This is a genomic window from Salmonella bongori NCTC 12419, from assembly GCF_000252995.1.
Taxonomy (GTDB): Bacteria; Pseudomonadota; Gammaproteobacteria; order Enterobacterales; family Enterobacteriaceae; genus Salmonella; species Salmonella bongori.
Genome location: NC_015761.1, coordinates 202,833 through 217,313 on the forward strand (window position 1 = coordinate 202,833; position 14,481 = coordinate 217,313).

The 14,481-nt window shown below is 55.7% G+C and carries 10 protein-coding genes; 6 read left to right on the forward strand and 4 right to left on the reverse strand.

What is annotated here, in order from left to right; translation table 11 throughout:
• Positions 1-147 precede the first annotated feature (147 nt).
• The 4 genes from gluQRS to thpR form a co-directional block, all read right to left on the reverse strand.
• Entirely contained in the window at positions 148-1,044 is an 897-nt protein-coding gene (gluQRS, locus tag SBG_RS00905) for a tRNA glutamyl-Q(34) synthetase GluQRS (RefSeq protein ID WP_000132294.1), read from the reverse strand.
• A gap of 68 nt (positions 1,045-1,112) precedes the next feature.
• A complete protein-coding gene (gene dksA, locus SBG_RS00910; RefSeq protein WP_001155232.1) occupies positions 1,113-1,568 on the reverse strand; it encodes an RNA polymerase-binding protein DksA in 456 nt (151 codons plus the stop codon).
• Positions 1,569-1,744: 176 nt separating this feature from the next.
• Positions 1,745-2,449, reverse strand: a complete 705-nt coding sequence (gene sfsA / locus SBG_RS00915) for a DNA/RNA nuclease SfsA (protein WP_000899403.1) — start codon at positions 2,447-2,449, stop codon at positions 1,745-1,747.
• A gap of 16 nt (positions 2,450-2,465) precedes the next feature.
• A complete protein-coding gene (gene thpR, locus SBG_RS00920) occupies positions 2,466-2,996 on the reverse strand; it encodes an RNA 2',3'-cyclic phosphodiesterase (RefSeq protein ID WP_001294172.1) in 531 nt (176 codons plus the stop codon).
• A gap of 72 nt (positions 2,997-3,068) precedes the next feature.
• Here thpR and hrpB point away from each other — a divergent pair, with 72 nt between their 5' ends.
• The 6 genes from hrpB to fhuB all read left to right on the forward strand — a co-directional run bounded on the left by hrpB (position 3,069) and on the right by fhuB (position 14,411).
• Positions 3,069-5,498: an ATP-dependent helicase HrpB gene (hrpB, locus tag SBG_RS00925; protein ID WP_024134941.1), complete on the forward strand. Its 2,430-nt coding sequence runs from the start codon at positions 3,069-3,071 to the stop codon at positions 5,496-5,498.
• A 139-nt stretch (positions 5,499-5,637) separates the two neighbouring features.
• Complete coding sequence (mrcB, locus tag SBG_RS00930) at positions 5,638-8,160, forward strand: bifunctional glycosyl transferase/transpeptidase (protein WP_000918136.1); 2,523 nt, start codon at positions 5,638-5,640, stop codon at positions 8,158-8,160.
• Positions 8,161-8,452: 292 nt separating this feature from the next.
• Entirely contained in the window at positions 8,453-10,696 is a 2,244-nt protein-coding gene (gene fhuA / locus SBG_RS00935; protein WP_000113224.1) for a ferrichrome porin FhuA, read from the forward strand.
• Between the two features lie 48 nt (positions 10,697-10,744).
• On the forward strand, positions 10,745-11,542 hold the full coding sequence (gene fhuC, locus SBG_RS00940; protein WP_001157195.1) for a Fe3+-hydroxamate ABC transporter ATP-binding protein FhuC: 798 nt from the start codon (positions 10,745-10,747) through the stop codon (positions 11,540-11,542).
• The gene (gene fhuD / locus SBG_RS00945; RefSeq protein ID WP_001205312.1) at positions 11,542-12,432 is read left to right on the forward strand and encodes a Fe(3+)-hydroxamate ABC transporter substrate-binding protein FhuD; all 891 of its coding nucleotides are present in this window, start codon (positions 11,542-11,544) and stop codon (positions 12,430-12,432) included. The genes fhuC and fhuD overlap by 1 nt, the downstream gene beginning before the upstream one ends.
• The gene (fhuB, locus tag SBG_RS00950) at positions 12,429-14,411 is read left to right on the forward strand and encodes a Fe(3+)-hydroxamate ABC transporter permease FhuB (RefSeq protein ID WP_000033733.1); all 1,983 of its coding nucleotides are present in this window, start codon (positions 12,429-12,431) and stop codon (positions 14,409-14,411) included. Before fhuD ends, fhuB begins: the two co-directional genes overlap by 4 nt.
• The last annotated feature ends 70 nt before the right edge of the window (positions 14,412-14,481 follow it).

Here is a 14,481-nt window from a genome sequence, read left to right on the forward strand (position 1 = left end):
GTGTCATACATTAATAAGATCAACTTACTCTATGTCTTTCGCATTACGGCAGACGGGCGTAAGAGAACAACGCGACCTGGGCTGTAAGCATCATTAACGCCGCAGCAATGCGAAAGACGATGAGTAAAAATAGCGGCTAATCATAGCTCAGCGAGACGCATTTGAGAATGCCGGATTTACATTAGCCGATGCGGGCACGGCTGCAAGCCTCCAGTGAGTCACTGCATCGCGCAGCAGTGCCCCGGTAGATATTTCTTGCCATGGTACGACGACCTGCTGGCCTAAAAAGCGTAATGCCTGGACAAGTACCGGGCGCGGGTCCCCTGCCGGAAGCGCAGGGGCATGATTTTGCTTGGAAAGCTTTGCGCCTTGTGCGTTAAGTGCCAGCGGGAGGTGAACGTAACCTGGCGCCCGCCAGCCAAACTGTTTATACAGTGAGAGTTGTCGTACTGTCGGTTCGATTAAATCCGCGCCGCGAACGATTTCCGTCACCCCCTGAAAATGGTCGTCGACTACAACGGCCAGATTATAGGCAAAAAGCCCGTCGCGACGGTGGATAATAAAATCTTCACAGGCCAGCTGTGGATCGGCCTGGATGTCGCCGCGCAATTCATCATGAAAGCGCATCACCGGGTGCTGCTGTTTAATTCTGACGGCGGCATTCTCCGGCCCGTGGCGTAATGTCCGACAATGGCCGTCGTAAATACCGCCCAGACGTTGAATACGCGATCGGGGACAGGTGCAGTAGTAGCTCAGTCCCTGCGCGTAAAGCCAGGCCAGCGCCTCGCGATAGGCCTCGTGACGCTGTGATTGCCATAAGACCTCGCCATCCCAGTGCAGGCCGTAATGTTCCAGCTGGCGCAGAATGGTTGCTGCGGCACCGGGAACTTCACGAGGGGGATCGATATCTTCTATGCGGACGCGCCAGACTCCGCCTTGCGCGCGGGCTTGCAGATAGCTTCCGAGGGCGGCTATCAACGAACCGAAATGCAGTTCGCCGGAAGGCGACGGCGCGAAGCGACCAATATAATGTGAGTCAGTCATGCTGTGGGTAATAAAGAATAAGGCGGGAAAACTCCCGCCTGTCGTAAATAGGGTAGAAACGAACGGGATTAACCCGCCATCTGTTTTTCGCGAATTTCAGCCAGCGTTTTGCAGTCGATGCACAGATCGGCTGTCGGACGCGCTTCCAGGCGGCGGATACCAATTTCTACTCCGCAGGACTCGCAGTAACCGAAGTCTTCATCTTCCACTTTCTTCAGCGTTTTCTCGATCTTCTTGATCAGTTTGCGCTCACGGTCACGGTTACGTAACTCCAGGCTAAACTCCTCTTCCTGCGCGGCACGGTCAACCGGATCGGGGAAGTTGGCGGCTTCGTCCTGCATGTGCGTCACAGTGCGATCGACTTCATCCCGGAGTTGATTACGCCATGCTTCAAGAATACGCTTGAAGTGCGATAGCTGGGCTTCGTTCATATACTCTTCGCCCGGTTTCTCCTGGTACGGCTCCACCCCAGCGATGGCGAGAATACTCAGGGACGATGTTTTACGGTTTTGCCCTTCTTGCATGTTGCTTCTCCTTAACACGCACTATCGATCCCCATGTTCGGGGGAAAATCAGGTCGCTATAAATAGCAGATGCTTTTCCGGATAGCAATTATCTAAACGTAACACTTGACAACCCTGTGAGGAAAAGCGTATTTACGCACGCGGCCAGAATACTTATTAATCAGGCTGTTATTCCATTACAACGTTATGGGTACAGATTCGTTAAGCTCCATTTTTGTGGCTGAAAGTTTTGCTTTATAAGCTAAAACTTCCACCCCTTTACTTTCAGCCTCGCTCAATAGCTGCGCGTATTTTATATCGATATGACGTGCGGGTGAAAAACGGGTAATGGCGGAGTGCAGCACCGCAAATAACATCACGGCGCGATGGCCTGCCGCCGCGACGCTCATCAATTCCCGAAGATGCTTTTGCCCTCGTTCGGTGATGGCATCGGGAAAATAGCCGTTCTCGTTTTCCGCTAACGTGACCGATTTCACTTCAATATAGCAGTCCGGGCGGAAATCTGCCTGTAACATAAAATCGATACGGCTGCGCTCGGCGCCATATTTAACTTCACTTTTCAGAATATTGTACCCCGCCAGTTCTGGCAGGCGATTCTCTTGTATCGCTTCTTTTGTTAACCGGTTCGCCCACAGCGTATTCACACAAATAAATGCGCCGGATTGCGTTTCAGTCAATTCCCAGGTGTGCGGATATTTGCGTTTAGTATTTTCTGATGTCGAATACCAGACAGTATCGCCGGGCATGGCGCAACCGGTCATTGCGCCCGTATTAGGGCAGTGTAACGTGAGCGCAATACCGTCAGGCGTAATTACATCGGCTAAGAAACGTTTATAGCGCTGAATAAGTATCGCGCGTTGTAAAGGGGGGGAGAACAGCATTGAAATTCCTTTATGGTTATTCGCCCAGTGTCCAGCGTTGGAGTTCGGCGTAGCGGGTGCGGCCTTGCCCGTATGAGGAAGCATAAAGCGCAAACGACGTGACTGGAAACGACCAGCAGAATCCGGGCGGCGGCATCGCCACCGCATGGCTGGCATCGCGCAGTAGCGTAATATGCGGGTGAAACGGCAGTGGGCTTTGGTAACAGCCGCTACGGGCAGCCTGCGCGCGAAGCATATTGGCCAACTGCAACAATCCTCGCGGCGACTGGCGCATTCCCAGCCACACGACCCGTGAGCGCAACCACTGGCCTGCGTCATTCAGATGCAGTGTAAAGCCGGGCTGACGAATGCGTCCGGCCAACTGGGCGAGCGCACGCTGTTTATCGTCACTGACATCGCCTAAAAAGGCCAGTGTCAGGTGCAGGTTCGCCGCCGCGACAGGGCGTCCGGCTTCCGACGCAAAATGGGTGGCGCGCCAGGCGATAATTTGTTCGCGTGTCTCGCAGGGTAAGTCAATGGCAAAGAACAGCCTTTTGGGCTCAGACATAGGGATACTCGGTTATGGATTAACACGATGCTACAATGCAGCGCAGAGAAAGTTAACCCCGTGGAGCCGTTTGTGACGTCCTTGCCCGTTGCCGCCGTATTGCCTGAATTGTTGACAGCCCTAAAAACCGCGCCGCAGGTCTTGTTGTCCGCGCCTACCGGGGCGGGGAAATCTACCTGGCTGCCGTTGCAACTCCTGCAACAAAGCCCGGTTGCTGGAAAAATTCTCCTGCTGGAACCGCGTCGTCTGGCGGCGCGTAATGTCGCGCAGCGTCTGGCAGAAGGGTTGAATGAAAAACCTGGCGAAACGGTAGGCTATCGGATGCGCGCGCAAAGCTGCGTGGGGCCGCGTACCCGGCTGGAAGTGGTGACCGAAGGCGTGTTGACCAGAATGATTCAGCGCGATCCCGAACTCAGCGGCGTAGGACTGGTGATACTGGATGAGTTTCATGAGCGCAGTCTCCAGGCGGATTTAGCATTGGCGTTGCTGCTGGACATTCAGCAAGGGCTTCGTGATGATCTCAAACTGCTAATCATGTCTGCAACGCTGGATAACGACAGGCTTTGTCAGCGACTGCCCGATGCGCCGGTAATCCTTTCGGAGGGGCGTGCGTTTCCGGTTGAGCGGCGTTATCAGCCGCTCGCGGCGCATTTGCGTTTTGAAGACGCCGTCGCGATGGCGACGGCGGAACTGTTGCGTAATGAAAGCGGTTCGTTACTGCTCTTTTTACCTGGTACAGGCGAAATTCAGCGCGTTCAGGAACATCTGGCATCGCGGGTAGGAAATGATGTCCTGCTTTGTCCGCTGTATGGCGCATTGTCCCTGGAGGCGCAGCGCAAAGCGATTCTTCCCGCCCCAGTGGGGATGCGTAAAGTCGTGCTGGCAACTAACATTGCCGAAACCAGTTTGACGATTGAAGGTATTCGCCTGGTGGTCGACAGCGCTCAGGAGCGCGTGGCGCGATTCGATGCGCGAACGGGACTGACGCGCCTGATTACGCAACGCATAAGCCTGGCCTCAATGACGCAGCGTGCGGGACGTGCAGGACGACTGGCGCCGGGCATCTGTTTGCATCTGCTGGCAAAAGAGCAGGCAGAGCGGGCGGCGGCGCAAAGCGAACCGGAAATCTTACACAGCGATCTCTCTGGTTTGTTGATGGAAATATTGCAGTGGGGATGCTCCGACCCGGCGTCACTGTTCTGGCTGGATACACCGCCGGAAGTAAATATTCAGGCCGCCCGTCGTTTATTAGTGATGTTAGGCGCGCTGGACGGCGAACAATTAAACGCACGTGGCCGGAAAATGGCGACAGCAGGCAACGATCCGCGCCTGGCGGCGATGTTAGTCAACGCCGACGAGGGCGATAGCGCCGCTACCGCCGCTATGCTCGCAGCACTTCTTGAAGAACCGCCGAGAGGTGTCGGTACGGATTTAAGCGTCGCATTTTCACGCAGGCAACCAGGCTGGCAGCAGCGCAGTCAGCAGCTTTTAAAACGGTTGAATATTCGCAGTGGCGAACCGGATAGCGCGCTTATCGCGCCGCTGCTGGCCAGAGCATTCAGCGATCGAATTGCGCGGCGTCGCGGTCAGGAAGGACGCTATCAATTAGCCAATGGCATGGGGGCGAGGCTGGATGCGGATGATGCGCTGGGACGCCATGAATGGTTGATTGCGCCGCTGTTGCTGCAAGGTAGCGCCTCGCCGGACGCCCGAATATTGTTAGCGCAGCCGCTGGATATGGCTTCGCTGGTTCAGGCGTGTCCTGATTTACTACAGCAATCCGATACGATTGAATGGGACGAGGCGCTGGGAACGTTGAAAGCGTGGCGCAGAATGCGTATCGGTCAACTGACGGTAAATGTGCAGCCGCTGGCGAAGCCATCGGAAGAGGAACTTCATCAGGCGATGCTGAACGGCATTCGGGATAAAGGCCTGGCGGTACTCGACTGGACGCCGGAGGCGGAACAGTTCCGTCTGCGTCTGCACTGTGCGGCGAAATGGCTGCCGGAATACGACTGGCCCGCGGTGGATGAGGCATCGCTGTTGGCGACGCTGGAACGTTGGCTGCTGCCGCACATGTCAGGCGTACAGTCGTTACGAGGGCTAAAATCTCTGAACGTTAATCAGGCGTTACGGGGACTGCTTGACTATCCCATGCTGCAACGTCTGGATAGTGAACTGCCTGGGCATTACACTGTGCCGACGGGAAGCCGAATAACGATTCGTTATCATGAAGATAACCCGCCCGTGCTGGCGGTCAGAATGCAGGAAATGTTCGGCGAGGCGAGTACGCCGACGCTTGCGCAGGGGCGAGTGCCGCTGGTGCTGGAACTGCTTTCGCCGGCGCAGCGGCCGCTACAAATTACGCGCGATTTAAGCGCTTTCTGGCGGGGGGCGTATCGCGAAGTGCAAAAAGAGATGAAGGGCCGTTACCCCAAACATGTCTGGCCGGACGATCCGGCGAATACGGCCCCAACGCGGCGCACGAAAAAATACTCGTGAGGCGTTATACGTTTCCTCTAGGCCGGATAAGGCATAGCTGCCCTCCGGCAAGAGGATAAATTGAGAGATTTCTTCTTCTGTCGCCTGGCGGAAGAATAGAGAATCAGGCCTTTGCGCCTGTACGTTGCGGAGAAAAAGCATGGCGGGGAATGACCGCGAGCCGATTGGACGTAAAGGGAAACCGTCGCGTCCTGTGAAACAAAAAGTGAGCCGTCGTCGGCAGTATGACGACGATTATGATGACGACTATGAGGATGAAAAACCGATGCCGCGTAAAGGTAAGGGCAAAGGGCGTAAGCCTCGTGGCAAGCGCGGCTGGCTATGGCTATTGCTAAAACTGTTTATCGTTTTTGTGGTGTTGTTCGCCATTTACGGTGTTTATCTGGATCAAAAAATCCGCAGCCGTATTGATGGCAAGGTCTGGCAGCTTCCCGCGGCGGTATATGGCCGGATGGTGAACCTTGAGCCGGACATGCCTATCAGCAAAAACGAGATGGTGAAATTGCTGGAAGCGACGCAGTATCGTCTGGTAACGAAGATGACGCGTCCCGGCGAATTTACCGTGCAGGCCAACAGCATTGAGATGATCCGCCGACCATTTGACTTCCCGGACAGCAAAGAAGGACAGGTGCGCGCACGGCTGACGTTCGATGACGGTCGACTGGAAACCATCGTCAATCTGGATAATAACCGACAGTTTGGCTTCTTCCGCCTCGATCCGCGACTCATCACTATGCTTTCTTCGCCAAACGGCGAGCAGCGTCTGTTTGTACCGCGTAGCGGCTTCCCGGATCTGCTGGTTGATACCCTGCTGGCAACCGAAGACCGCCATTTTTATGAGCATGACGGGATCAGCCTGTACTCGATTGGCCGTGCTGTGTTAGCGAACCTGACCGCGGGGCGTACGGTACAGGGGGCCAGTACCCTGACGCAGCAGTTGGTGAAAAACCTGTTCCTTTCCAGCGAGCGTTCATACTGGCGCAAGGCGAATGAAGCCTACATGGCGCTGATTATGGATGCCCGCTACAGTAAAGACCGTATTCTTGAACTGTATATGAACGAGGTCTATCTCGGACAGAGCGGCGATAACGAGATTCGTGGTTTCCCGCTGGCGAGCCTGTATTACTTTGGTCGTCCGGTAGAGGAACTGAGCCTCGATCAGCAGGCGTTACTGGTGGGGATGGTAAAAGGAGCGTCGATTTATAACCCGTGGCGCAATCCGAAACTGGCGCTGGAGCGTCGTAACCTGGTGTTACGCCTGTTACAGCAGCAGAAAATCATCGATCAGGAACTCTATGACATGCTGAGCGCGCGTCCGCTTGGCGTACAGCCGCGCGGCGGCGTTATTTCACCGCAGCCAGCGTTTATGCAGATGGTTCGTCAGGAACTGCAGGCGAAGCTGGGGGATAAAATTAAAGATCTTTCCGGCGTGAAGATCTTCACCACCTTTGATTCCGTGGCGCAGGATGCCGCAGAGAAAGCCGTTGTCGAAGGCATTCCGGCGTTGAAGAAGCAGCGTAAATTGAGCGATCTGGAAACCGCGATGGTAGTAGTGGATCGCTTTAGCGGCGAGGTGCGCGCAATGGTCGGCGGGGCGGAGCCGCAGTATGCCGGCTATAACCGTGCCATGCAGGCGCGCCGTTCCATCGGGTCGCTGGCGAAACCGGCGACCTATCTGACGGCGTTAAGTCAGCCGAACTTATACCGTCTGAACACCTGGATTGCCGATGCGCCGATTTCTCTGCGCCAGCCGAATGGTCAGGTCTGGTCGCCGCAGAACGACGATCGTCGCTACAGCGAAAGCGGGAAAGTGATGCTGGTGGATGCGTTAACTCGCTCAATGAACGTACCGACGGTCAATCTGGGGATGGCGTTAGGTTTACCGGCGGTAACCGATACCTGGACGAAGCTCGGCGTGCCGAAAGATCAGCTCAATCCGGTTCCGGCGATGCTGTTAGGGGCGCTGAACCTGACGCCGATCGAAGTGGCGCAAGCGTTCCAGACTATCGCCAGCGGCGGAAATCGCGCGCCGTTATCAGCGCTGCGTTCGGTTATTGCGGAAGATGGTAAAGTGCTGTACCAAAGTTATCCGCAAGCTGAACGCGCCGTACCGGCACAGGCGGCTTATCTGACCCTCTGGACGATGCAGCAGGTCGTCCAGCGTGGGACAGGGCGTCAGCTTGGTGCGAAGTATCCGGGTCTGCATCTGGCGGGTAAAACCGGGACGACAAACAACAATGTCGATACCTGGTTTGCCGGTATCGATGGCAGCCAGGTGACCATCACCTGGGTAGGCCGTGATAACAACCAGCCGACGAAGCTGTACGGCGCCAGCGGCGCGATGGCGATTTACCAGCGCTATCTGGCAAATCAGACGCCGACGCCTTTAGTGCTGACGCCGCCGGAAGATGTGGTGGATATGGGCGTGGACTACGACGGTAATTTTGTCTGCAGCGGCGGAACGCGAACTCTGCCGGTCTGGACGGACGATCCAAATACGCTGTGCCAGCAGGGCGAGATGATGCAGCAACAGCAGCCATCAGGTAATCCGTTTGATCAGTCATCTCAACCGCAGCAGCAGCCTGCGCAGCAACAGCCGCCAAAAGAAGAGAAAAGCGACGGCGTTGCCGGCTGGATTAAGGAGATGTTTGGCGGCAATTAATCGCTATAATAGTGCCGGGTGGCTAACGCTTACCCGGCCTACACCGTTACGACCCCATTACGCGCGACGCAGGCCGGATAAGACGCTTACGTCGCCATCCGGCAAATCCCCTATAAATAACATTTCAGTCTAATTTATTAACCCTTTCTTTTCATCTGGTTATTTATTAACCCCTTAGTTTTCGTAGGGGCGCGTATCGCTTGCCATTGCGGCGATATTTCGCCTATTATGCTGCGGTTATAATAATAATTCTCGTTTACGTTATCATTCACTTTTCATCAGAGATATACCAATGGCGCGTCTTAAAACTGCTCAGCCAAACTCCTCTCTGCGTAAAATCGCAGTTGTAGTAGCCACAGCGGTTAGCGGCATGTCTGTCTATGCACAGGCGGCGGTTCAACCGAAAGAAGAAACCATTACCGTAACCGCAGCGCCTGCCCCGCAGGAAAGTGCCTGGGGACCGGCGGCAACCATTGCTGCAAGACAATCCGCCACGGCAACCAAAACGGACACGCCGATTCAAAAGGTGCCGCAGTCTATTTCCGTTGTTACCGCCGAAGAGATGGCGTTGCATCAGCCAAAGTCGGTTAAAGAAGCGTTGAGTTATACCCCTGGCGTTGCCGTGGGAACTCGTGGCGCGTCCAATACTTACGACTACCTGATTATTCGCGGTTTCGCCGCTGATGGCCAAAGCCAGAATAACTATCTGAATGGCCTGAAAATGCAGGGCAACTTCTATAATGATGCGGTGATAGACCCTTATATGCTGGAACGCGCGGAAGTGATGCGTGGTCCGGTTTCCGTTCTGTACGGGAAAAGTAGCCCTGGCGGTTTGCTTAATATGGTTAGCAAGCGCCCGACTACGGAGCCGCTGAAAGAAATTCAGTTCAAGATGGGTACTGACAGTCTGTTCCAGACTGGTTTTGACTTCAGCGACGCGCTGGATGAAGAGGGCGTATATTCTTATCGTTTGACCGGTCTGGCGCGTTCCGCTAATGCACAGCAGGATCGCGCGGAAGAGCAGCGCTATGCGATTGCGCCAGCGTTCACCTGGCGTCCGGATGACAAGACGAACTTTACGTTTCTCTCTTACTTCCAGAATGAACCAGAGACGGGTTACTACGGCTGGCTGCCGAAAGAGGGAACGGTTGAGCCGCTGCCAAACGGTAAACGTCTGCCAACAGATTTCAACGAAGGGGCGAAAAACAATACCTATTCTCGAAATGAGAAGATGGTAGGGTACAGTTTCGATCATGAATTCAACGACATCTTTACCGTGCGCCAGAATTTGCGTTATGCCGAGAATAAAGTCTCGCAAAATAGCGTCTATGGTTACGGCGTTTGTTCCGATTCGGCAAACGGTTACAGCAAGCAGTGCGCGGCGTTAGCGCCAGCGGACAAAGGCCATTATCTGGCGCGTAAATATGTTGTTGACGACGAGAAACTGCAAAACTTCTCCGTTGATACTCAGTTGCAAAGTAAATTTGCCACCGGTGAGGTGGATCACACGCTGCTGACCGGCGTCGACTTTATGCGTATGCGTAACGATATCAATGCCTGGTTTGGCTACGACGATTCCGTACCTCTGCTTGACCTCTATAACCCGGTGTACACTGATTTCGACTTTGCTTCGCGAGATCCGGCAACATCCGGTCCGTACCAGATTTTGAATAAGCAAAAGCAAACGGGTCTGTACGTCCAGGACCAGGCACAGTGGGATAAAGTCCTGGTAACATTGGGGGGGCGTTATGACTGGGCCGATCAAGAGTCTCTTAACCGCACTACTGGCATCACATCTAAACGTGATGATAAGCAGTTTACCTGGCGTGGTGGCGTTAACTACCTGTTTGATAATGGAATAACGCCTTACTTCAGTTATAGTGAATCGTTTGAGCCAGCTTCACAGACGGGAGAGAATGGTAAAATATTTGCACCTTCGAAAGGTAAGCAGTATGAAGCGGGGGTTAAATATGTACCGAATGATCGGCCGATAGTCATTACTGGTGCGGTCTATCAGTTGACCAAAACCAACAACCTGATGGCTGATCCGGCGGGGTCTTTCTTCTCGGTTGAAGGCGGTGAAATTCGCGCCCGCGGCGTGGAATTAGAAGCGAAAGCGGCGCTTTCTGCAAGCATCAACGTCGTGGGTTCTTACACCTATACTGACGCCGAATACACGACGGATACGACCTATAAAGGTAATACTCCTGCACAGGTGCCAAAGCATATGGCGTCGTTGTGGGGCGATTACACATTCTTTGATGGCTCATTGTCCGGTTTAACGCTGGGGACCGGCGGGCGTTTCACGGGGTCAAGCTATGGCGATCCGGCAAACTCCTTTAAAGTAGGGAGTTATACGGTTGTCGATGCATTGGTACGTTATGACCTTGCACGCGTAGGCATGGCCGGCTCCAACGTTGCCCTCCATGTCAATAATCTGCTCGACCGTGAATATGTCGCCAGTTGCTTCCAGACCTATGGCTGCTTCTGGGGCGCGGAGCGTCAGGTTGTTGCAACGGCAACCTTCCGTTTCTAATTTCTTTTTGGGCACGGTTTACCGTGCCCGTTTTACAAGTTGGCTGCGATGCAGGAAAACCACATTCATTCCGATACCACCTTTGCGCTGCGAAGCGTCGCCTTTCGTGTGCCGGGCCGCACGCTTTTACACCCTCTCTCGTTAATGTTTCCCGCAGGCCGCGTCACCGCTCTTATCGGCCATAATGGCTCCGGTAAATCTACACTGTTAAAAATGCTGGGACGTCATCAGCCGCCTTCCGAGGGCGATATTGTGCTCGACAATCAGCCGTTGGCGAGCTGGAGCAGCAAGGCATTTGCCCGTAAGGTCGCTTATCTGCCCCAACAACTGCCACAGGCGGAAGGGATGACGGTGCGTGAACTGGTGGCGATTGGCCGCTATCCGTGGCATGGCGCACTGGGGCGTTTTGGCATTGCGGACCGGGAAAAAGTGGAAGAGGCGATTACACTGGTCGGGTTAAAACCGCTGGCACATCGTCTGGTGGACAGCCTTTCCGGCGGCGAGCGCCAGCGAGCGTGGATCGCGATGTTGGTCGCCCAGGACAGCCGATGTCTGCTGCTGGATGAGCCGACATCTGCGCTGGATATTGCCCATCAGGTCGACGTTCTGGCACTGGTACATCGCTTAAGCCAACAGCGTGGTCTGACGGTGATTGCTGTGTTACATGATATCAATATGGCTGCGCGTTATTGCGACTACCTGGTGGCACTGCGTGGCGGTGAAATGATTGCGCAGGGAACGCCTGTGGAACTGATGCGCAGTGACGTTCTGGAGCAGATTTACGGTATCCCGATGGGCATCCTTCCGCATCCGGCGGGTGCCGCACCTGTGAGTTTTGTGTATTAATGCGTGATTTACAACCTCTTACTCGCCGCCGTTTATTAACGGCGATGGCGCTCTCGCCGCTGCTTTGGCGAATGAATACCGCGCAGGCTGCCGCTATCGATCCCCATCGTATTGTGGCACTGGAGTGGCTACCGGTTGAGTTGCTGCTGGCGCTCGGCATAACGCCTTACGGCGTGGCAGACGTACCAAACTATAAACTGTGGGTTAGCGAACCGCCGTTGCCGGATTCGGTGATCGACGTGGGCCTTCGCACCGAACCTAACCTCGAACTGCTGACGGAAATGAAACCGTCGTTTATGGTGTGGTCGGCAGGTTATGGACCCTCGCCGGAGAAACTGGCTCGAATCGCCCCGGGGCGCGGATTCGATTTTAGCGACGGTAAAAAACCGCTGGCGGTGGCCCGACGCTCGCTGGTTGAACTGGCGCAGACGCTGAATCTGGAGGCCGCAGCGGAAAAGCATTTGGCGCACTATGATAGCGTTATCGCGAGCCAGAAGCCGCATTTTATCCGTCGTGGGGGGCGTCCGCTATTGATGACAACGCTTATCGATCCGCGGCATATGTTGGTGCTCGGCCCGAATTGCCTGTTCCAGGAGGTGCTCGACGAGTATGGCATCGTCAATGCCTGGCAGGGTGAAACCAACTTTTGGGGCAGTACGGCAGTTAGCATCGATCGGCTGGCGATGTATAAAGAAGCGGATGTGATCTGCTTCGATCACGGGAATAACACCGATATGAACGCGCTGATGGCAACGCCGCTGTGGCAGGCCATGCCGTTTGTCCGCGCCGGGCGTTTTCACCGGGTGCCCGCCGTTTGGTTCTATGGCGCGACGCTCTCCACGATGCATTTTGTCCGCATCCTGAATAACGTGCTGGGAGGAAAAGCGTGAGCAAACATATAGCGCGCCTCCCGGCCTTTCTGCTGGTGGGGCTGTTTGTCATCGCGGCCTGGCTTACCTGGACGAATCTCTCTGTGGCTCTGCCGCGTGATCAGTGGCGGCAGGCGATGTGGTCGCCGAGTGTTGATGCCATCGGGCAGATGGTTTTCCATTACAGTCTGTTGCCAAGGCTGGCGATTTCGCTGCTGGTGGGCGTGGGGCTTGGACTGGTAGGCGTCCTGTTCCAGCAAGTATTACGTAACCCGCTGGCGGAGCCGACCACGCTGGGCGTGGCGACCGGTGCGCAATTGGGAATTACAGTAACCACGCTATGGGCGATTCCCGGCGCACTGGCGACGCAGTTTGCCGCCCTGACGGGAGCCTGCATCGTCGGCGCGCTGGTGTTCGGCGTGGCGTGGGGCAAGCGCTTGTCGCCGGTAACCCTGATCCTCGCCGGGCTGGTGGTCAGCCTCTATTGCGGGGCTATCAACCAGTTACTGGTGATTTTCCACCACGATCAGTTGCAAAGCATGTTCTTATGGAGCACCGGAACACTGACGCAAACCGACTGGAGCGGCGTGCAGCGACTGTGGCCGCAACTGGTGGGTGGGGTGATGCTCACATTATTACTGTTACGTCCGATGACGTTGATGGGGCTGGATGATGGCGTCGCGCGTAATCTTGGCCTGGCGCTATCCTTAGCGCGTCTGGCGGTGCTGTCGCTGGCGATTGTATTGAGTGCGCTACTGGTGAACGCAGTGGGCATTATTGGTTTTATCGGTCTGTTTGCGCCGCTGTTGGCGAAAATGCTTGGCGCAAGGCGCCTGCTGGCGAGACTCATGCTGGCGCCACTCATTGGCGCGCTTATTCTGTGGCTGTCTGACCAGATTATCCTCTGGCTGGCCCGCGTATGGATGGAAGTCTCCACCGGGTCAGTGACGGCATTCATTGGCGCGCCGTTGCTGCTGTGGCTGTTGCCGCGTCTGAAAAGTATGAGCGCGCCGGATATGAACACCAGCGAGCACGTGGCGGCGGAACGTCGGCATGTCCTCGCTTTTGCCGTTGCCGGTGGCGCGCTCCTGTTGCTGGCAACACTGGTCGCGCTCTCTTTTGGTCGTGACGCGCACGGCTGGACGTGGGCGAGCGGTACGCTGCTTGAGGAGCTGATGCCGTGGCGCTGGCCGCGGATACTGGTGGCGTTAATGGCGGGCGTCATGCTGGCGGTGGCGGGCTGTATTATTCAGCGTCTGACCGGTAATCCGATGGCCAGTCCGGAAGTGCTGGGGATCAGTTCCGGAGCCGCGTTTGGCGTGGTGTTGATGCTGTTTTTGGTGCCGGGGAATGCTTTCGGTTGGCTACTGCCTGCCGGAAGCCTGGGCGCGGCGGCGACACTGCTGATTATTATGATAGCCGCCGGGCGCGGCGGTTTTTCACCACAACGGATGTTGCTGGCGGGGATGGCGCTCAGCACCGCGTTTACCATGCTGCTAATGATGCTCCAGGCGAGCGGCGATCCGCGGATGGCGGAAGTGTTGACCTGGATCTCAGGATCTACCTATAACGCCACTGGCGGGCAGGTTACGCGAACCGCGATCGTGATGGTGATTTTGCTGGCCATTGTGCCGCTGTGCCGCCGTTGGTTGACGATTTTACCGCTGGGCGGCGATGCCGCGCGCGCGGTGGGCATGGCGCTTACGCCGTCGCGTATCGCGCTGCTGGCGCTGGCGGCTTGTTTAACGGCAACCGCAACGATGACCATTGGGCCGCTGAGTTTCGTCGGACTGATGGCACCGCATATTGCGCGGATGCTTGGTTTTCGCCGGACGATACCGCATATGACCATTTCGGCGTTGGCGGGGGGCGTTTTGCTGGTCATTGCCGACTGGTGCGGCAGGATGGCGCTATTTCCGTATCAGATCCCGGCGGGACTGCTTTCAAGCTTTATTGGCGCGCCGTACTTTATTTATCTGTTACGTAAACAGAGTCGCTGAGTTTGCCGGATGGCGGCATAAATGCCTTATCCGGCCTACATTCTACACCGTAGGCCGGGTAAGCGTAAGC

Coding starts and splice junctions, on each gene's coding strand:
- gluQRS (WP_000132294.1), bottom strand. CDS start 1,044: ATGACTGACTCACATTATATTGGTCGCTTCGCGCCGTCGCCTTCCGGC.
- dksA (WP_001155232.1), bottom strand. CDS start 1,568: ATGCAAGAAGGGCAAAACCGTAAAACATCGTCCCTGAGTATTCTCGCC.
- sfsA (WP_000899403.1), bottom strand. CDS start 2,449: ATGCTGTTCTCCCCCCCTTTACAACGCGCGATACTTATTCAGCGCTAT.
- thpR (WP_001294172.1), bottom strand. CDS start 2,996: ATGTCTGAGCCCAAAAGGCTGTTCTTTGCCATTGACTTACCCTGCGAG.
- mrcB (WP_000918136.1), top strand. CDS start 5,638: ATGGCGGGGAATGACCGCGAGCCGATTGGACGTAAAGGGAAACCGTCG.
- fhuA (WP_000113224.1), top strand. CDS start 8,453: ATGGCGCGTCTTAAAACTGCTCAGCCAAACTCCTCTCTGCGTAAAATC.
- fhuC (WP_001157195.1), top strand. CDS start 10,745: ATGCAGGAAAACCACATTCATTCCGATACCACCTTTGCGCTGCGAAGC.
- fhuD (WP_001205312.1), top strand. CDS start 11,542: ATGCGTGATTTACAACCTCTTACTCGCCGCCGTTTATTAACGGCGATG.